This is a genomic window from Psychrobacillus faecigallinarum, assembly GCF_014836595.1.
In the GTDB taxonomy this organism is placed as follows: domain Bacteria; phylum Bacillota; class Bacilli; order Bacillales_A; family Planococcaceae; genus Psychrobacillus; species Psychrobacillus faecigallinarum.
On sequence record NZ_JACSQO010000001.1, the window covers coordinates 299117 to 319453 of the forward strand.

Annotated in this window: 18 protein-coding genes and 1 pseudogene; all 19 read right to left on the reverse strand. The window is 36.5% G+C overall.

Features of this window, described 5'->3' with window-relative positions; translation table 11 throughout:
- Window positions 1-19 precede the first annotated feature (19 nt).
- A complete protein-coding gene (sigE, locus tag H9650_RS01560; protein ID WP_144537967.1) occupies window positions 20-727 on the reverse strand; it encodes an RNA polymerase sporulation sigma factor SigE in 708 nt (235 codons plus the stop codon).
- Window positions 727-1569 carry a sigma-E processing peptidase SpoIIGA gene (locus H9650_RS01565; protein ID WP_191696413.1) on the reverse strand — a complete coding sequence of 281 codons (843 nt, stop codon included), beginning with the start codon at window positions 1567-1569 and terminating at the stop codon, window positions 727-729. Before H9650_RS01565 ends, sigE begins: the two co-directional genes overlap by 1 nt.
- 594 nt (window positions 1570-2163) lie before the next feature.
- On the reverse strand, window positions 2164-3327 hold the full coding sequence (gene ftsZ / locus H9650_RS01570; protein ID WP_144537965.1) for a cell division protein FtsZ: 1164 nt from the start codon (window positions 3325-3327) through the stop codon (window positions 2164-2166).
- 40 nt (window positions 3328-3367) lie between these two features.
- Window positions 3368-4660: a cell division protein FtsA gene (gene ftsA / locus H9650_RS01575; RefSeq protein WP_144537964.1), complete on the reverse strand. Its 1293-nt coding sequence runs from the start codon at window positions 4658-4660 to the stop codon at window positions 3368-3370.
- A gap of 99 nt (window positions 4661-4759) precedes the next feature.
- Window positions 4760-5110, reverse strand: a complete 351-nt coding sequence (locus H9650_RS01580; RefSeq protein WP_144537963.1) for a small basic family protein — start codon at window positions 5108-5110, stop codon at window positions 4760-4762.
- Between the two features lie 4 nt (window positions 5111-5114).
- The gene (locus tag H9650_RS01585) at window positions 5115-5834 is read right to left on the reverse strand and encodes a DUF881 domain-containing protein (RefSeq protein ID WP_144537962.1); all 720 of its coding nucleotides are present in this window, start codon (window positions 5832-5834) and stop codon (window positions 5115-5117) included.
- Between the two features lie 23 nt (window positions 5835-5857).
- Window positions 5858-6577, reverse strand: coding sequence for a DUF881 domain-containing protein (locus H9650_RS01590; protein ID WP_144537961.1), 720 nt, complete (start codon window positions 6575-6577; stop codon window positions 5858-5860).
- Window positions 6555-7352 carry a cell division protein FtsQ/DivIB gene (locus H9650_RS01595; protein ID WP_144537960.1) on the reverse strand — a complete coding sequence of 266 codons (798 nt, stop codon included), beginning with the start codon at window positions 7350-7352 and terminating at the stop codon, window positions 6555-6557. Before H9650_RS01595 ends, H9650_RS01590 begins: the two co-directional genes overlap by 23 nt.
- 1 nt (window position 7353) lies before the next feature.
- Window positions 7354-8412 (reverse strand): annotated as a pseudogene (locus tag H9650_RS01600) (FtsW/RodA/SpoVE family cell cycle protein); the annotation flags it as partial.
- Between the two features lie 49 nt (window positions 8413-8461).
- A complete protein-coding gene (gene murD, locus H9650_RS01605) occupies window positions 8462-9820 on the reverse strand; it encodes a UDP-N-acetylmuramoyl-L-alanine--D-glutamate ligase (RefSeq protein WP_151110638.1) in 1359 nt (452 codons plus the stop codon).
- Window position 9821: 1 nt separating this feature from the next.
- Entirely contained in the window at window positions 9822-10793 is a 972-nt protein-coding gene (mraY, locus tag H9650_RS01610) for a phospho-N-acetylmuramoyl-pentapeptide-transferase (protein WP_144537957.1), read from the reverse strand.
- Between the two features lie 53 nt (window positions 10794-10846).
- Complete coding sequence (locus H9650_RS01615; protein ID WP_191696414.1) at window positions 10847-12712, reverse strand: penicillin-binding transpeptidase domain-containing protein; 1866 nt, start codon at window positions 12710-12712, stop codon at window positions 10847-10849.
- Between the two features lie 101 nt (window positions 12713-12813).
- Window positions 12814-15036, reverse strand: a complete 2223-nt coding sequence (locus tag H9650_RS01620) for a penicillin-binding protein (RefSeq protein WP_225215859.1) — start codon at window positions 15034-15036, stop codon at window positions 12814-12816.
- Entirely contained in the window at window positions 15033-15404 is a 372-nt protein-coding gene (gene ftsL / locus H9650_RS01625; RefSeq protein ID WP_151110642.1) for a cell division protein FtsL, read from the reverse strand. The genes H9650_RS01620 and ftsL overlap by 4 nt, the downstream gene beginning before the upstream one ends.
- A complete protein-coding gene (gene rsmH, locus H9650_RS01630) occupies window positions 15405-16355 on the reverse strand; it encodes a 16S rRNA (cytosine(1402)-N(4))-methyltransferase RsmH (protein WP_144537954.1) in 951 nt (316 codons plus the stop codon). It abuts the gene before it with no gap.
- A gap of 17 nt (window positions 16356-16372) precedes the next feature.
- Window positions 16373-16804 (reverse strand): division/cell wall cluster transcriptional repressor MraZ, encoded by a 432-nt coding sequence (gene mraZ / locus H9650_RS01635; RefSeq protein ID WP_151110644.1) that lies wholly within the window; start codon window positions 16802-16804, stop codon window positions 16373-16375.
- A 536-nt stretch (window positions 16805-17340) separates the two neighbouring features.
- Window positions 17341-18957, reverse strand: a complete 1617-nt coding sequence (gene bshC / locus H9650_RS01640; protein ID WP_191696415.1) for a bacillithiol biosynthesis cysteine-adding enzyme BshC — start codon at window positions 18955-18957, stop codon at window positions 17341-17343.
- A gap of 66 nt (window positions 18958-19023) precedes the next feature.
- A complete protein-coding gene (locus H9650_RS01645) occupies window positions 19024-19410 on the reverse strand; it encodes a DUF3397 family protein (protein WP_186318126.1) in 387 nt (128 codons plus the stop codon).
- Window positions 19403-20284: a 2-dehydropantoate 2-reductase gene (locus H9650_RS01650; protein WP_186318125.1), complete on the reverse strand. Its 882-nt coding sequence runs from the start codon at window positions 20282-20284 to the stop codon at window positions 19403-19405. Before H9650_RS01650 ends, H9650_RS01645 begins: the two co-directional genes overlap by 8 nt.
- Window positions 20285-20337: the final 53 nt, after the last annotated feature.

Consider the following 20337-nt stretch of genomic DNA (forward strand, 5'->3'; position numbering starts at 1 on the left):
GGCTATCCAATTTCACCCATTAGGCGATTGGCTCGTTCAACACTTCTTTTAAATCTAATATGATTTTTTTCTCTAAACGTGATATATATGACTGTGAAATTCCGAGATGATCTGCAACCTCTTTTTGTGTCATTTCCTCTTGTCCATTGAGTCCGAATCTGCATTGCATAATATATTTCTCTCGATTCCCCAATAAGTTAATTGCTTCAAAAACATGCTGTCTCTCTAATTTTTTTTCTACATCCTCGATGATTAAATCCTCGCTTGTACCTAAAATATCAGATAGTAATAATTCATTTCCATCCGAATCAGAATTCAATGGTTCATCAAAGGAAACCTCTGATTTCATACGATTTGTTTTTCTTAAATGCATAAGAATTTCGTTTTCTATACATCTAGAAGCATAGGTAGCCAGTTTAATTCCTTTATCTAAATTAAATGTTTCAACTGCTTTTATAAGACCAATTGAACCAATGCTTATCAAATCTTCTATGTTAGTGTTTGTTTGATCAAACCTTCTTGCAATATATACAACTAATCGTAAATTTCTTTCGATTAATACGTCTCTAGCATGCTCATCTCCATCCATAAAGGCTAACAACATTTCACGTTCCTCATCTCTCGTCAATGGTTTTGGCAGCGACTCACTTCCACCAATATAATGGACTCCCTTTCTTTTAAACGAGAGAATCCAAAAGTAAAATCGACGTAGCAAATTTAATATCATTATTTAACACTCCTTTTTTTAAGATGATAGTAAGTGGAACTATGCAATATCCCATCTGCTTCATGAGGAAATTTGTCCTTGCCTCTAGTTAAAACAATATAACCTTTTGGTAATGGTTGATCGTTAACAATCCATTCTTCATATTTAATACCTATAACCCACGACTTCTCTTTCTGCACTGTAGCAATCGGTATTAAACGTACTTTGCTGGCATATTCTTTTGGAAGCATATCCAAACCTTTATAATGCGAACTATCCCAGCTATTAATCACTTCGTAAAGAGTATCTGGAAGGATAGGTTTGAGAGCTTCTGCCGCTATAAAATGTACTGGATCATTAGAAAGAGGCTCCGTGCATACGTTTCCCGAATCGATAAATAATATGAGTTCTTTAGTTTGATCGAATAGCTTGATGCTTGAAGGATAAATAAGTTCTCTTTCCGTTTGTGAGATATGAAGGTGCAGTACATGTTTAGTAAGAAGGTATAAACCACCTGTAGCAATAACTGCATAGTTAAGAATCATGAATGAATTGCTAGCGTTTCTGTACATTGGGGCAATGGCTGTAAGTAATCCACCTGCAAAAATACTTGCGAGTAAAGTTAATGTAATAGCCTTGACGATTTGTGTCCTTTTTTTCCAGAATGCTATTCCTATCATGAGAAAGAAAGTTAAAAATAGCGTACTGAAATGATTTGAAAAAACAACTGTTATCACTCCCGCAACAAAGGCCGACAGAAGCAGGTATCTTTTTTGGTTTTCAATCCAGCCAATTCTGTTTGCAAACGCTAAAACGGTATAGTTGAAAAATGTGTTTGTTGCAATCATAACTTCTGCGTACATAGCTCTCCTCCTTTTGATAAAAGCTTAACACCCAATTTATAAGAAATTTGTCAAAGGAACGTCCAAAAGTAAATTTTTTAAACGACAAAATCCCATAAGTAAATATTAAATAAGTAACGATTGTAGCTAATAAATAAGAGACTTTTAAGAGGGGAAAGAAGACTAAATATGCAAAAAATAAGTGAAAGGTTATTTAATTGTTATTCGACTTTAAATATCTCTTGAATGTTCATAAAATTTTCTATCCGGTCATAAATGTCTCCCGAATGGTCATAAAATTTTCTATACGGTCATAAATGTCGCCCGAACGGTCATAAAAAATTCTATCCGGTCATATATGTCGCCCGAACGGTCATAAATGTCTCCCGAATGGTCATAAAATTTTCTATCCGGTCATATATGTCGCCCGAACGGTCATAAAATTTTCTATCCGGTCATATATGTCGGCCCAAGGACGTATACAATATCTTCCTAAAAGCTAGTAATGATTAAAGAATGCGTCTTTCTATATTTTTTGTGTTTAATATTCTTTATTAAACACAAAAAAGCAACCACCATTAATGGTGATTGCTTTTTATCTATAAAATGTTTAGATTAGCTTCTACGATTACGATTACGCAAGAATGTCGGAATATCTAACGCATCGTCTTGTTGATGATGAGTTGGATTTGGACGTTCTTGTTGAAAAGAAGGCTGTTGTGGCTGTGGTTCTTCTTTTCTAGTTTCACGGTGTGGAGTTGTAGCTGCCTGTTGTGCACGTGCAGCTCCAAAGCCTGTCCCTCTTGGTTGCTTTTGTGTAATCACTTCTTCGTTAAAACCTGTAGCAATAACTGTTACAACAATTTCATCCTTCAGATTATCATTGATTACAGAACCGAAAATCATGTTAACTTCCTCATCAGACGCAGATGCTACAATGTCCGCAGCCTCTTGTACCTCAAATAGAGAAAGGTTAGATCCACCTGTAATATTCATTAAAACACCTGTAGCTCCGTCAATAGAAGTTTCAAGTAATGGGCTGGAGATTGCTTTTTTAGCAGCCTCTGCAGCACGGTTCTCTCCAGCAGAGATACCTATACCCATAAGTGCTGCTCCTTTATTGGACATAATAGTTTTAACGTCAGCAAAGTCGAGGTTTATAAGACCAGGAACAGCGATTAAGTCAGAGATACCTTGAACCCCTTGACGAAGAACGTTATCAGCTTCTCTAAATGCTTCAAGCATTGGAGTATTTTTGTCTACGATTTCTAATAGACGGTCATTAGGAATAACGATTAACGTATCGACAGCTTCCTTCATCATACCAATCCCACCTACAGCCTGTGTAGAGCGTTTACGGCCTTCAAATGTAAATGGACGTGTTACTACTCCGACAGTTAAAGCCCCTAAATCACGAGCAATTTGAGCGATTACAGGTGCAGCTCCAGTACCGGTTCCTCCACCCATACCAGCAGTAACGAAAACCATGTCTGCTCCTCTAAGCGCTTCTTCGATTAACTCTTTGCTTTCTTCTGCTGCTTTTTTTCCTACTTCTGGGTTAGCTCCTGCACCAAGCCCACGAGTCAGCTTGCCTCCGATTTGTAGCTTTACTTCGGCTTTTGACATGTTAAGAGCTTGAGCATCTGTATTAACCGCAATAAAGTCTACACCTTGAACTCCATGTTCAATCATTCGATTTACTGCGTTGTTACCGCCGCCACCTACTCCAATAACTTTAATAATTGCTAATTGATCTTCATTTGTTTCAAATTCTAACATGCTATTGCCTCCTATATCTTTCAACTATGATAAAGTTTTTTCATTCAAAGAACTTGTCAAACAGTTTCTTCGCTTTACTCATTGCACTCTCTTTGTTCTCATTGTTTGCATTTTTTTGTGGTTGTTTTTGTTTTTTAGTACTTGCTACTACTTCATTGTGTGCCGTTTGAGATAATGCATGGCTATTGCCAATTTTACCATAGAAAAGATCTTCTTTATAGGCATATCTTATAAGGCCAACAGCTGTTGTATATTGTGGTTCCCTAACGCCGATATAATCTGGTGTATATAGGCGGACACGTGATTGTAATATATGTCTCGCTAATTGACCAATACCTTCAAGCTTAGCTACACCGCCGGTAATAACTACTCCACCCGGTAGATCTTGCAAGCCCATGCGGTAGAATTCTTCTAAGATTAACTCGAACAATTCCTCTAAGCGCACACCGATAATTTCGGCAATATAACGTTGGGAATATTGTTCTTTCATGTCTGCGCCAATAACTGGTACTTCAAATAACTCATCATCTGAAGCATCATCGTAAAAGGCATGTCCATATCTTAATTTTATCATTTCCGCCTGTTCAGTTGGTGTTTTCAAGACAATCGATAAATCTTTAGTAATATGGTCACCACCTACAGGTATAACAGAAGTATTAACTAAATGCCCTTCTCTGAAAATAGCAATGGTTGTAGAACCTCCACCTATGTCAATATAAGCGGTTCCGTGATTCTTTTCATCTTCTGTTAATGCAAAATGTCCTGCTGCCAAAGGTTGTAAGTAAATCTCTCTAATTTGAAGACCAGCTCTTTCCACACATCGTAGAACGTTATGTAAAATTGTTTTTGATGTAGTCATCATTATACCGTCCAATTCAAGACGAGTACCAATCATGCCTCGAGGGTCTTTAATCTCTTCTAAGTGATCAACTATAAATTGTTTTGGCGCTATGTTAATAAGTTCTCTTTCTGGTGGGATAGACATTACCTGTGCAGATTCTAATACACGATCTAAATCTGCATCTGTTATTTCTCTGTCCTCACGATTGACAGCTACTACACCTTTGACATTTTGTATATTTGCTAAATTAGCGGGTATACCTAGCACAATTTCTTGAATGGACATCCCTATCATTCTCTCAGCCTCACCAACGGCCTTTTTAATGGATTGAACAGTTGCATCTATATCAACAATGGTGCCTTTTCGTATACCGTTCGATTTAACATTTCCTACTCCTATTACATGCAGCGAGTCATCACTCATTTCGCCTATTAATACTTTAATGGAAGACGATCCAATATCCAATGATACGTACAATTCTGATTGATTCACCCGTGGCACCTCCTAATAACTCTTTATTTATTATTCTATTGTAAAAAACATATAAAGTCTAAAATTTTCTAAACAAATAGTAAATTGACACTTAAATCATTATCTTTTTGTTCTTTCTGCCCATTTAGTTAATAAAATTCGACGAATTACAGCAATATTTTGAAACAGTCGAACTCCAAAAGCAAAGATTGCCGCTAAATATAAATCTACTCCTAAATGAACTCCCAGAAACGCTAGAGCAGCTGCTAATGCAATATTAAAGAAGAAGCCTGAAACAAATACTTTGTCATCGTAAACATGCTGTAATTGTGCGCGTATTCCACCAAACAAAGTATCTAGTGCTGCTAAAACAGCAATGGATAGATAGCTCTCATATATTTCTGGAATTTGAATATCAGTCATTAAACCAAGTGAAATCCCAAGTAATAAACCTAAAAACGGCAACCACATAATACTACTCTCCCCCTGGAACTTCTTGTAAAAATTGCATATTTACAGACTGGTCAAACGCTGGTATTGTAATGATATTTTCAGGTTGACCTATTGTCAGTCTCAAATTATCTATATAGAAATCATCGCCAATAGGGGATGCTTCTAGCTGGTTATACATTTTTTTCGCATCTTCAAATGATAGCGTCCCAATTTTAATGGTGAAGGGGGCCTTTTTGATAGCCAGGTTATTCACAGTAGTCCTGCCATTTACATCACGAATAGCTGTGGAATAAATAATTCGTTTTCCATCTACCTCTACTGCTTCTGCTTTAAAACGATTAATTTCGTTTATGAGTCTTATTAACAAATCTGGTGAAATCTCTTCTATTTGTTCTCCTACAATCATACTCTCTATAGAAGGCTCAATTGTAATGGACAGCCCTGGCCCTTTAAACTCATCTAAACCAATTTCTTGCTTTAACTGTTTAATTGTTTCATTTAGAGCTACTTCAGGACTGGCGTTGACCATATTTTCATACTTACCTACTGTTTCCTCTAATACACGAACCTCTGACAACAGTTCTGAATGTAACTGTGTTTCCGTGGCTAGTTCTTGTCGTATTTCCCATACATCCCGTGTATCACGGGTTTCTGGGTCTTTTACTGTATTATATTGAACTGCTATCATAAAACCAACGATTAACAAAATTATAGTAAACCGAATATAGACGGTTTTTTTCATGTATTCGGCCTCCTTCACCTTTGTTAATTTTGGTCACCTCGCAAAGCAGGCATGACTATTTTACTTTTTTCTTCTACTGTAACTACAATATTGTCACTTGTTAATTGATCGACAACACCACCACCTAAATTTACAGATGCTAGTAAAACCTTTGGATCTCCAACTACCTCTATAACAAAAGGAGCAGGAAATGCTCTACCATCCACGGTAATTACAGGACCAGTACAGCTTATGTACGATTGTGCATGGAGCCTTTGTCCATTAATTGAAATGGCCTCGGCGCCGGATATTTTCAACTCATTTATCACTTTAAATATGTGACTTTCATGAACAATATAATCATTTGGATTTTCCTGTGAGGGATTATATTCACCATCCTGCAACGAAATGGATAATCCTTTTCCTTGCGACTGCATATCCCCCATTAACAAACGAAGCATCTCTGCCTCCTTTACTAACTCCTCAACACTTTCTTCACTTTCCACAAACGATTTTTCATATTCTCTAATCTCTTGCTGTTTTGTATTTATTTCTTCTGTTAATTCCTTATTCATTTCTTTCTGATCTATCAGCTTTTCTCTATACTTTTCAAGCTCAAGTGAATAATCGCTATTTCCGCCTGTTTCTTTATCAGCAGAAGCCAAACTGTAGGAATAAGCTAGAATGAAACCTAAAACTAAACTAACCAGCGAAATCAGAATTCGTCCTCGAAAAGGGACATTAAGGAGTCTCCTCTTCTTCATCTTCAATCGCCTCCTCCTCAGTTGTCTCCTTAAAAACCTCTACATAAGGTTCAAAAAATGAACCTACCTCCATATCGATTACGCCCTTTTGATCTGGATTTAGTTGCGAAACTATCGAAGGGTAGTAATTCATTTTTTCCGAAAAAGATGGAATCAAGGCTTGTACTTCATTCCCGTCATTCATGTAAACCTGAATGGAATATTTGTCATTCTCTTTCGGTACATAACTTATTTGAGAAATTGTCAATAATACTTCATTTTTCATTTTTTTAAGTTCTTTTATTAGACGTAATCGAATCTTTTCGTTTTCGAATCCTGTGATAATAGGTCCCTCCATAGGAACAATATGTCCTTCTGGAGCTATCGTTTTGCCATTCTCCAATACTATTTGAAGAGTATTCTCGCTTTCCACATATCCAACCTGTTTATATTCTTCTACCTGGATATGTATGCTGGAAAGCCATTTCCTTTTAACTTGTACATTTTCAACCCAATCACTTTTCTCTAAAGCTTCTTCTATATCTTTTTCCTTGAAGCTCCACATAGAGTCCCCAATCGTCAGACCTGTCTGTTTAATATATTCTTCCTTAGAGAAAAGATTAGATCCTTCCAAATCTATTTGTTGTATTTGACTATAGGATGATTGGAAGTACAAAACAACGAGCAGTGTAAAGATAAAGAGAAAAAGTAGAATGGAAAATTTTTTATTTGTTCTACGTCTTCTTTTTTCTTTTAAAGTGGGTATACGATCTTCAATATCGATGATTTTTTCCATTCTACCGCCTCCCTTCTGTACCAGATGTGTTTGCCAAATTCAAAATAATTCCTATAATTCCCCAAGTCATGACTAAGGATGACCCTCCGTAACTGATGAAAGGTAACGTTACCCCTGTTACTGGAAGTAAGCCTGTCACAACGCCCATATTTAAAAATGTCTGTACTACAAGCAAGGAGGTTAATGCGACTATCATTAATTGAGCCTCTCGTGTCTTTGCTCTCGCCGCCATTGTATAGCTGGTTGTGAAAAAGACAACAAAGGCCATAATAACAATCAACCCGCCTATAAACCCTGTTTCCTCTAACAAGATAGAGAAAATGAAATCATTTTGTGGCTCTGGTAAGTATAAGAATTTCTGGCGGCTGTTACCATATCCAAAGCCAAACAAACCTGCTGGACCAATCGCTAGTAAAGATTGAATAGCTTGAAACCCAGAACCAAGAGGGTCTTTCCAAGGGTCTAAAAAGGCTTGGATACGAATTAGCCTATACGGGGCAGAAATAATTAGGGCAGCTAAACCGATTACACCTGACAAACCAATAGCAAAGAAAAACTTTAAAGGAAGTCCTGCAACGAATAGAAGCATGAAGACTGCTACTACTAATACAAATGCTGAACCAAAGTCAGGCTGAACCATAATAAGCCCAATAGGAAGCAAAAGCAACAAAGCACTTCTCATATATAGTTTGCCTTTGTTTTTAGGCTCTTTTGCTAAAGCTAGCGCTAAAACCCCTAACACTGCAATTTTGGATAATTCCGCAGGCTGAAAATTTGTGAAACCAAGTGATATCCAACTTTGCGATCCATTCCGTACAACACCGATACCTGGGATCAGTACCCCTATAAGCAATACCACCGATATGATATATAAAACGTGCCAAAATGTGGTAAGCCGCAAAAATGATTTATTTTGAATAAAAAATGCTCCGGCTACTCCCACTATTAGGTACATTCCTTGTTTTAAAGCAAACGGTGTTTGTCCTTGATAATGTACCTCGCTCCAATAAGAGCCAGCAGAGTGTACAAACAAAATACCGATAATAGATAAAAATAATACAGACGATAAGAATAATAACTTTCTTTTATCTTTCGATTATTTCATCCTTTCAACTTGTCGATAACGCCTTTACGATTTCGATGAATTCATCTCCTCGCAGTTCAAAGCTTTCATATTGATCCCAGCTTGCACAAGCTGGCGAAAGTAGAACAACATCACCTTTTTGGGAGACTTCTACAGCTAAGCTTGTAGCGTCCTTCAAATTAGACACTTTTTTGACAAAAGGAATGTTATTCTCCTCACCAAACTTTTGGAGCCTTTCACTAGTTTCACCAAAGTGTACTAAAGCACGGACATTTGGAAGGTAAGGAATAAGCTCATCAAAGGAATGTCCTCTATCTACCCCACCAGCAATCCATACTACTGGCTCTGTAAAGCCTGCTAAAGCACTTTTAGTAGCCAGCGTATTTGTTGCCTTAGAATCATTGTAATATTTACGTCCATTAGATTCTAAAACAAATTGTGTACGATGTTTGACACCTTGGAAGGATTGCAATACTGCCTTGATGCTTTCTAAAGAGCAATCTAACAATATAGCGGTTGCAGTTGCAGCTAACACATTTTCTAAATTATGCTTTCCGCGAAGAGCAATGATAGAGCGTTCGAAAAGCTCCACCCCATTCCAGTAAATATATTGATTGTCTGCACTTATTCCTTCGGCTGTTTTTTTACTCACGTAAAAAGGAACCTTTTGTGCTAAGCTTTTTTCTGCATAATCTTTTACAATTTTTTGTTCCCCATTATAAACAAACCAATCGGAATCATCTTGTTTCTTAGTAATATTGAATTTAGCATCGGTGTATTCCTTATAGGTTTTATGATAGTCTAAATGCGCCTCATATAAATTCATTAGCACAGCTATTTTAGGTTTCAATAGTTCAGTTCCCATTAATTGGAAGGAAGATAATTCCATTACAATGTTATTTTCCTTAGTCGCCGTTTTAGCTACCCCAGAGGCAACCGTACCAATATTACCAGCGATTAATGGCTGTTTATGAGCGTGTGCAAGCATTTCATAAATAAGTGTTGTAGTAGTAGTTTTACCATTCGATCCTGTGATACCTATTATTGGAGCTTCACTAATACGATAAGCAAGCTCTACCTCTGTCCAGACAGGAATATTTCTTTTAATAGCTTCTGCAACCACAGAATTTGTATATGGAATTCCTGGATTTTTTACTATCAAACTAAACCCTTCGTCCAATAAGTCCTCTGGATGGCTCCCACAAATTACAGTCAAGCCTTTAGATAGGAGATATTGAGCGTTTTCATTTTGTTCAAAAGGCTTGGAGTCATTGACCGTTACAAATGCTCCTAAGTCATGTAGGATTTCCGCAGCAGCTGTTCCGCTTTTGGCTAAGCCTAGCACGAGAATTTTTTTATGATACACAAATGGTAGCTGATTCAATTTACATTACCTCCATGATTACTACAATCATTGCCGAAATAAAGTTAATTGCCCAAAAGGTCGTTACAACTTTACGCTCACTCCAGCCAGACAATTCAAAGTGATGATGAATAGGACTCATCTTAAATATTCGCTTTCCAGTTGTTTTAAAGCTGATAACTTGTAAAATAACCGATAAAGTTTCTATTACAAATATAATCCCCACTATAAGTAAAAGAATTTCTTGTTTTACAAGAATAGATACCATTGCTAATGCTCCACCTAAAGCAAGAGAACCAGTATCACCCATAAAAACCTTTGCTGGGTTTTTATTGAACAACAGGAAGCCTAGCAATGCACCTGCTACACTAAATGTGAAAATTGCTATGTCTGTTTGTTCGTAGATTAATGCAAGTACACCGAAAGTAGCGAATGACACTGATGCTGTACCAGATACTAAGCCATCTAGTCCATCCGATAGATTTACTGCGTTGGAGAAACCAACTAGCCAGAAGACTAAAAAAGCCACATAAAATTGACCTAATGAGAATCTAATATCTGTCCACGGTATAGACAAGGATGTATCAAATGGTCCTAATTTTAATAAGAAGTAGCCGATAATCGCTACAATGATTTGACCGATTAGCTTTTGCCATGAAGTCAAACCTAAATTTCGTTTTAAAACTACTTTTATAAAGTCATCCAAGAAACCTATTAATCCAAATCCAACTAATATTAATAGTAATACAATGGATTGAGTAGTAATTTTGTCAAAAATAAAGGAAATGGCAAGCGTTGTCACAATAATGGAGATTAAAAATATTAATCCTCCCATTGTAGGTGTACCAGCTTTTTTCTGATGAGACTCTGGGCCCTCTTCTCTAATACTCTGCCCAAATTTCATTTTTCTTAGATAAGGAATAATAATCGGGGCAAGTAAAACAGATACTAGAAAGCTAACAATAAGTGTAATAATCGTTGTAGACAATGTCATAAAAAAATCTCCTTAAATACGCACAACTATTTACGAATGTACTATAGTTATTTTTATTTTGTGTAAACATGTATCGTCCCATCTAACGGAATAAGACTGTTTTCTTTAGGTAATTGGGTTAAAATTTCATCCCCATCCCCGTGCCAAACAATTTTAAATGGATACATATAAGATGTAATTTCTTTTCTTTTGGTACCTACTAAGTCAGGAACTCGAACAGTTTGGACGTCACCCCATCTGTAATCTTTTTCTAGCTGAGTACCACTGCCAGTAACTTCAAGTGAATCTTCAATTATTTGACCAACAATTGGCGCTGCTATAACTCCTCCGAACTGTGTGCTATGTTTAGGATTATCAATCGCCACGTATACAATAAGCTCTGGGTTATCAGCTGGCGCGAAACCAATAAAAGAAACAATATATTCCCCTTCCATATATCGACCGTTTTGAACCTTTTGTGCAGTCCCTGTTTTTCCACCGATACGCAATTGGTCTCGATAAGCGTTTCTTCCAGATCCATGGGCCACAACATGTTCAAGAGCCTCACGAACCTTTTGAGATGTGGCCTCCGAAATTACTTGAGTTTTCATCTCCGGTTCAGCTTTCGATAAAACTTCTTTTTTTTCTCCATCCAATATATTTTTTACAATATACGGCTTATATAGATAACCGCCATTAATAGCAGCAGCAACCGCCTGTACTTGTTGAATTGGTGTTACAGAGATACCTTGACCAAAAGAAGTCGTAGCATGTTCGACAGGTCCGTATGCATCCTTGCTAAATAGAATACCCGAGGATTCTCCAGCCATTCCAGAACCAGTGGATTGACCAAAACCAAATTTTTTAATGTACTCTGAAAGCTTATCAGGTCCAACTCTTCTGCCTAATTCTATGAAGCCTGGGTTGCAGGAATTTTCAACAACCTCCAAAAATGTCTGGCTGCCATGTCCTTGACGCTTCCAACATCGCAATCTCGCACCCTCTACTATCGTATAACCTGCATCATGGAAATGATCATTGTCTAAATCCACCACATTTTCTTCTAAGGCTGCGCTCAATGTAATAATTTTAAATGTAGATCCTGGCTCAAAAGTCATCCAAACTGGTAAGTTACGATTATAAACAGTAGAATCGACTTCTTGATAGGAGGACGGATCAAAGTTCGGTGCGGAAGCAAGCGCAAGAATTTCCCCGTTGTTTGGATTCATTACTATAGCAATACCTTGAGTAGCTTCATATTTGTCCATAGCTTGAGACAGTTCTCTTTCTACAACAGTCTGTATCTTCATATCAATAGTCAGCTGAACATGGTTGCCATTTTGTCCATTTTTCCAGCCGTCATCTACATGGGGAAGTGGAATCCCCTTTGCATCCGTAAACATACGAATGGCTGATTCTTTCCCCTTCAGTACGGAATCGTATTGATATTCAATCCCAGCAAGTCCCTGTGCATCATATCCAGTAAAACCAAGTAATCTGGACAGCATTCTGCCATGCGGGTAATCTCTTACATAGTCAATCCCAGCATACAATCCTTTAATATTTTTATCTTGAATTTGCATAGCCAAATCAGAGGTAATATTTTTTCCATCAGGAGCTATTTTAACAAGATATGCTCTTTTGTTAATTTGGTCGTATAATTTTTGCTCTTCTACCTCTAATAGTGGAGCTATCTCTTCTGCAACCTTGTCAGGCTCTTTGTTTTGAGATGGCATATAAAATAGAGTTGGTGATAGCTTATTCCCAACAATTACCTCACCATTTCTATCGAGTATATTACCCCTCTCGGAAGCATAGGGTAATTCTCTGTCCCAACTTTCCTTCGCTTTAGTAGTTAGTTCCTCAAATTGGACAAACTGAAGCTGAATAAGCTTTCCTGCTACCGCTATAAACAACAGAAGCGTGATAATCCATATCATCCGTAATCGAATAACTTGCTTAAGTTTAGATATAAAGTTTTCTCCTTTAGCCCGTTTTAGATAGCTTATGAAAAAACGTCAGTAACTATTCTATCACTCTTCTAGTCTTGTGGTAGTTGCTCTGTTTCTTCGACTTCTTCTGTTTCTTCTTTTTCTACGACTGGATCAGCTACTTCCTGAGGAGTAGATAGTTGAACAACTATCGGTGTCTCGCTTGTAACAATTGATCCTGCTGTTAAACTTTGCTTAGAAACATAACCATCACCAATTATTTCAATAGGTAGTCCAGAAAGTGACTTATAAATCATTAGATTTCTTTTAGACCAACCATTAAAGTTAGGAAGCTGTATTTCCCCACTACCTTTAACAAAGACCGTTCCTTTAGAAATAACTGAAGTACCCGCCTTAGGATATTGTTCAACAACCTTATCCGCCTGACCAATTATAACAGTTTTCAAGCCTTGTGCTTCTAAATCCATTTGGATATCAACCAAATTTTTTCCAACTAAATCTGGCATTGTAATAGGCTTAGACAATTCAAGATTTTCAGGTTCTATGTTTAAATACTTTAAGCTACTTTCTGTAACGGAATTAAATATCTCTGCTACTGGCTGAGAACCTACTTCCGTATCTTTAATCTTAGGTTTATGAACTGCTACATAAACTATTAACTGTGGGTCCTCTACCGGCGCCATACCTAAGAATGAGTATAGGAATAATTGTCTCCCCCATAAATAGGAACCATCACCTTTTGGAATTTGAGCTGTACCAGTTTTACCTGCAGAAGTATATCCTTCTAGCTTGAATCGTTGGGCAGTTCCATGATCCGAAGTAACTGTACTTTCTAAAATGTCCTTCACCTGATTTGCAGTACTAGCTGAAATTGGAGATTTCTTTTCAACTGGTTCATTGTCTTCGATAATTTCGCCTGTATTGGGATTTACAATTTTATCAATAACAAATGGTTGCATCATAGTACCTTCATTTGCAATAGCTGTCATAGCTTGAACCATTTGAATTGGCGTTACAGTTACTCCCTGCCCATAGGTAGTGGTAACTCTATTGATAGGATATTTATCATTTACAATTCCAGCTGCTTCATTTGGAAGGTCTATACCCGTGGGCTGCCCAAAACCAAAACGACGAATATACTCTATAAAGGTTTCATCGCCAATCTTATTTAGTAAAAAAGCCATAGAAACGTTAGAAGACCTTTGGAAACCCTCTAAATATGAAATTGGTCCCCAACCTAACCCATTGTTATGGTCTCTAATTGTACGGTCAAACACTTTATAAGTACCCGATTTAAATTTTTCATTTGGATTCCAGACACCCTCCTCTATTGCAGAGGCAAGTGTAAAAATCTTCATCGTGGAACCTGGTTCTATTGTTTGCTCTATTGCTTCATTTAACCAGTTAGTTGATAGTCCTTCGCGTGTATTAGGTTCAAATGTTGGTCTTTGAGACATCGCTAAAATCTCTCCAGTTTTAGCATTTGCAACGACTGCTGTCATTTTTTCTGGCTTATACTTTTCTTCTGCTTTATTCATAGCATCTTCTAGAAAGTTTTCTATCGTTTTATCTAGTGTTAAATGAATGTTATAGCCGTCTTGTGCATCTGTGACCATTTTGTCTGCCTTAGGAAGTAAAAACCCTTTTGTGTCGCTTTGATATTCCACTTTTCCTGGTGTCCCAGTTAGTGCTTTGTCGTAAATATATTCTAGTCCCATTTTACCAACCGCTTTAGATTTGCCATCCTCTGTTTCTTTCTTTAAAGCAAATCCGATTAAATGAGAAGCAAAAGTGCCGTTAGGATATAATCTTTTTAAATCCTGGATAAACATAATTCCAGGTAATTCTAAACTCTTAATCTCTAACATTTTTTGGTGACTTAAATCCCGTCCAGCTTTCCCAAACTCTACCTGATACTTGTCCTTTTCTATTCCATTGTTCAATATTTCTAGTATTTCTTCCTGTGGGAGGTCTATATATTCAGCAAGTATGTTTGCTGTATCCCCTGGATCTACTACATGACGAGGAATAGAACTGTTGTTAGATACATCTTCCCTAGTAACTGCAATCATTTTATAACTAAGTGTATCTTCAGCGATGACTTCCCCATTGCGATCTAGAATTTCTCCTCTGCTCGCTGGAATTTCTTGAACTCTATTATATTTAGATTCTGCCTTAGTTGCCAAAGACTGTCCTTCTGCTGTTCCTGTCACTTGAATAAATACGAAGCGGCTAAGTAATACAAAAAAGAGCCCTCCATAAAGTAAAAACATTAGAAAGGCTCCCCATTGAAAACGAAATTTCTTATTCATTGTCCTGGTACTACCTTTACATTTTGCTCATTTAGTTTCAAGCCGAGTTCCTCCGCCTTTTTCCAAATTCGATCATAGGTAGATAATTCACGCACTTGTATGGACAAGTCTGTATTTTCTTTTGAAGTAGTATCTATTTGTTGTTCTAGTAAGGATATATCCTTTGTAGTTGCTCTTACAGTTGATTGAGTTTGGACAATCATTAAAGACAGAACAGTAACAATGCTTAATAAACCTAAAAACAAAACTTTTTCACCTTTTGAAAATATTTTACTTTTCTGTATTGCTGGCTTCTTTGGTTGTGGTGGTTGCTCCGGAAAAGAAGGCCTAGCTATGTATGGTTCGGATTGGTAATTACGTAAAGCCATTTAAACACTTCCCTTTTCGATTAGTTTTTCCACAATTCGTAGCTTAGCAGATCTTGAACGATTATTAACTTCTAGCTCAGCCTCAGACGGCAAAATAGGCTTTTTAGTAACTAGCTTTAACATTGGCTCCATTCCTGCAGGTATGACCGGCAAGTTTGGCGGTAAGTTTGGTAAAGATGAAGCTTCTTTAAAAATAGTCTTAGTAAGTCTGTCCTCTAAGGAATGGAAGGTAATCACACTTATTCTTCCACCTACTTTAATAAGCTGTATTGCGTCCTCCAGAGATTCCTCCGCTGCTCCAAGCTCATCGTTAACCGCAATTCTAACTGCTTGAAAAATTCGTTTTGCAGGATGCCCACCTGTTCTCCTAGCTGCAGCTGGTATTCCTGCTTTGATCAACTCTACTAGCTGGAAGGTAGTTTCGACAGGTGATACTTCTCTTGCCTGTTCAATTTTCCTAGCAATTTGCTTAGAAAACTTTTCTTCTCCATAACGGAAAAAGATTTTAACTAATTTTTCATAGGGCCATTCATTGATCACATGATAGGCTGTTAGTTCGCTTGTTTGGTCCATTCTCATATCAAGAGGGGCATCGTAGTTATAGCTAAAGCCTCGTTCAGGGGTATCTAGCTGAGGAGAAGAAACTCCTAAGTCGTATAAAATCCCATCGACCTTTTCTATTCCTAAATCATATAATGATTCTTTTAAGTATCGAAAGTTCGCATGAACAAACGTTACTTGCTCTAGGTATGGCGCTAACTTAATCTTTGCATTTTCTATTGCTACGGTATCTTGGTCAAAACAGATTAATCTACCTTTTTCATTAAGCTGTTTTACTAAATACTCACTGTGACCTGCTCCGCCTAGCGTGCAGTCTACATAGATTCCATCGGGACGAATAGCTAGTCCATCTACCGTCTCGTGGAGTAATACTGTTGTATGATGAAACAAGCTCTTCCCTCCATTTCTTATATATCAAAGCCGATCATATTTTCTGCAATATCGTTAAATGAATCCTCAGAGTCTTCAAAGTATGTTTCCCATGCTTCCTTAGCCCATATCTCTAAACGATTAGAAACGCCAAGGATAATACACTCCTTGTCCATCTTTGCATAAGACCGAAGATTATTCGGTATATTAATGCGGCCTTGCTTATCAATTTCTACCTCAGTGGCACCAGAAAAGAAAAAACGAGTAAATGCCCGTGCATCTTTTTTAGTAACGGGTAGTTCTTTTAACTTTTCTTCGAGCTTTCGCCATTCATTCATAGGATAACCAAATAAGCAATTATCAAGACCACGGGTTAAAACAAAACATTCCTCTAAATGCTCTCTAAATTTAGAAGGTATGATTATTCTCCCTTTAGGATCGACGTTATGCTGGTATTCGCCCATGAACATGCTACTCACCCCACTTTATGTCAATAACATACCACATCCCTCCACTTTCCTCCACATTTTTTTCTTAAATAAGCATACAATTTTTCAAAATGCGTAATAAGTACTTGTTGAAACAAGTTTAGAGCGAATACGACAGCGTTTTATAAGATAAAAAGCATACCCGTATTCATAAAATATAAACCTGTTTTATATTAAATTTAGAATAAATTTAGATGAAAACTGAAATATAATTTTCAAATCAAAAAAAGATATTCATTCTTCTCGTCTTTATAAGTTTCTTAATGACACTGAGTTAAGCTGAATGTATAATTACCACCGAGAAATAAGCAATTTTTCTAATCCTAAAAAAATACCAAATTATCATTCTTACTATTTTTGTAATTAGCGAAAATAATAGAATAATAGATAATCCTATAGTTGAGGGCGACGAGAAATCTATCCATTCACCAAAATAACACCGTACATATCAAAGTAAACGCTCAAAGCTACAAAAACGAAAAAATCCCCCACCAGTTAAGGTGGGGAATTGATAAACCTTATAGAAAAACTACTTGATGCTTACCATTGAATTTGTATGGAATTTGCAACAATTCCTGGATGAGAGTTGGACCCATTTCATTTAACACTTGAACAGGACAGTAAACTCTTTCCTGTAAACCATCGTTAGGCATTAACTCCATCATTAATTTGTCGTAACGATAAATAGACGAATCTAATTTAGATAAAAGTGTATCTTCCACAGCATGATCGATAAAGGTAAGCTGTTTGAAATGAAAATTCAAGTTTTTTTCTACTAAAGGTGTTAACTTAAGATCGTTTTCTAGTAGTAGTTCCTCAAGCTTTTCATACTTATTGGACAGCTCATCCTTAATAGACTGGATGTATTTTGGAATATCTTCATTTCTATTTTGTTCGATAAACTGTACCTTAGATTGTCCCACTACTCCACTCCATACATCTGGAACTGAAAATTCAAGTTTCTTAAGAATCGTCTGAACCTTAGGTGTAACAAGTGTTACGCTAAGTCTTGGTGTTATAACCGGCATTTTCATATCGAATAATTCAAATGCCGGCTTTAAGGTTGCCCAATACGCAATTTCGCCAGGACCGCCGATGAAGCTTAAAACAGGAAAAACCATTTCCTGCATAATTGGACGAGTAACTACGTTGTTGCTAAGCTTTTCAGGGGTATTTTGAGCGATAAGGAGAAGTTCCTCTTTTGTAAAGGCAATACCTTTTGCTTCATGTATAAAAAGATTGTTTTCTCTCTCTAGAAGGAATCGTTCGCCATCCTCTACATAAAACAGGTTTGCTGCAGTTTCTTTCGCTTGAATTGGTGTTCCGTAGTCTAATCGTTCAAGCTTTTGCTCTTGATGAAAAACTAATGATCCTAGTTCAGCCGAGCGGTTAATCATTTCTTGAAAAAAAGCTGATTCTAATTCACGAAGTGGCTTATACGCAGCATCAATCATCAGCAATCCTTCTTCATAAAACAATTCATTCATTATTGCCGTAAAGAAAGATGTATAGGTTGAATGTTCATCTATAAGAATAACGAATTTATTATATAGATCTTTTGTGTATGCTGTTTCAGGTAAGCTTTTGAAAATTTCCTCTAAATATACAATCATCATTTCTTTCGTATATGTTGTTTCAGAGGCGATTTTCTTTAACTTTGATTTTTCAGGGAAGACGAGCTTATGAAGCATTCTACTTTTCTCTATGTAAATATGATTAATTTCATCGATATCATGATCTTCGCCCGCAATCCAAAATACAGGAATTACTGGTACTCCTTGTATTTCTCTTTGTTGCTTTGCAAGAGCAATTACAGAAATTGCTTTATGGATGGAATACATAGGGCCTGTCAGTAAACCTGCCTGCTGTCCGCCAATTACAACCACACCATTATTTTTCAATTCCTCTAAATGCTTTTTACTTTTTTCTGAAATTCCAAACATGTTCATATAGCTAGTAATTACTTCTACCAGTTCGGTTCTTTTATGATTAGTAAAATCAGTTTCCTGAATTCTTTTGTTTAAAGCCTCTTGGTTCCAGTTATAGTGAAAGAATGAAGATAGGCTTTCAGTATCCTCTAAATATGTTTGATAGAATGAGGAAACAAATGGTTGTGTGTATTGCTCTAATCGCACGATTTTCCACCTCTTTAATATAATCCTTTTAGAGTATATCATTTCATGATAAAGAGATAAAAATTATTAGCTTATATACTTTAAAACATATCGGATTACTCCGATTAACCATAAAAGTGCATAAGTTACGCAAAGCAAAATAAAAAATAGCCTCCATATTTTACGGAGTAATGATTGGACCTCTATTTCTTTTTTGCTACGCCATTCCAAAATAGTAAGTAGCGTGGCTATCAGGATGGCAATAATTATGATTAAAAAGCCTATCTCCTTATCAAAAACAATATTGAAAACGATGGATACAGAGAAAAATAATAGAAAAGTAGTAATGTCTGCCGCAATTCCAATAGACTTTTTTCGTTTCTTTAGAGCATACTTAGCAACTGCGAAAGTAAATATAAATAAAATGGCTGGAATTAAAATAAATGCAGAAATTAGATTAATAATGTCATTCACCTGCTTTATTCATTTCTTTTAACAATAAATAAAAAGTATTTAAGATTGGTAAGGCTTTATTTCTATTTTCAGCTTCTCTTAAAATCGCTCCCACTATGGTCTCCACTTCCATGATACGACCACTTTGATAATCCTTTAACATAGATGAGTAGTTTTTTTCTGTATTTTGGCAGAGTGACACTACTTCCTCCCACGATAAAAGTTCCTTGCACTCAACGAATGCCTCTAAAATTTCTTCATAAATACTTCGTAATATCTCTTTATACGATTCATTTTTAATAAGCTCTCCGTTTTGTACATGAGCAATTGTCGTCAGTGGATTTATTAAACTATTAAGCAATGCTTTTTTAAACAGGATTTGGTATATATTTTGAGAATATTGAATAGGGAAATTTTCTATATTACTATGTAGGAATTGCTCTAGAGATGTCCATTTCCCTTTATATATCCCTATTGATGTCACACCGACTCCTAAATGTTGGACTGTAGCGGGGTTACTTTTGGTCGCTCCATGAAGCACAGACCCAAGTATAATGTTTGATTGTTTTAAAGTATCTATAAATTGTATATGGAGTAAACCATTTTGTATAAACATTAGAGGAATTTCTCTTGGTAAGGAGTCTAAATCTTTTTTTAAGGAAGAGAGATGGTGGTATTTCACTGCCACTATAATTAACTCCATTTGATTCATAGTTGCTATTGAAGAGACTATTTGACATTTAATCGGCTCTGGCTCAGACAAATTTTCTTGCTGTATGTATAGTTGTTCTATGTTTTTATTTCTTACTAAAAAGGTTATGTCATGTCCATGCTTTGATAAATAGCCACCAAATAACATACCTATTGCTCCCGCCCCTACAATTCCAATGCGCAAATTCATTTCCTCCCTATATTATTTATTGCATTTTGTTTAAGAAACTCTTTAAG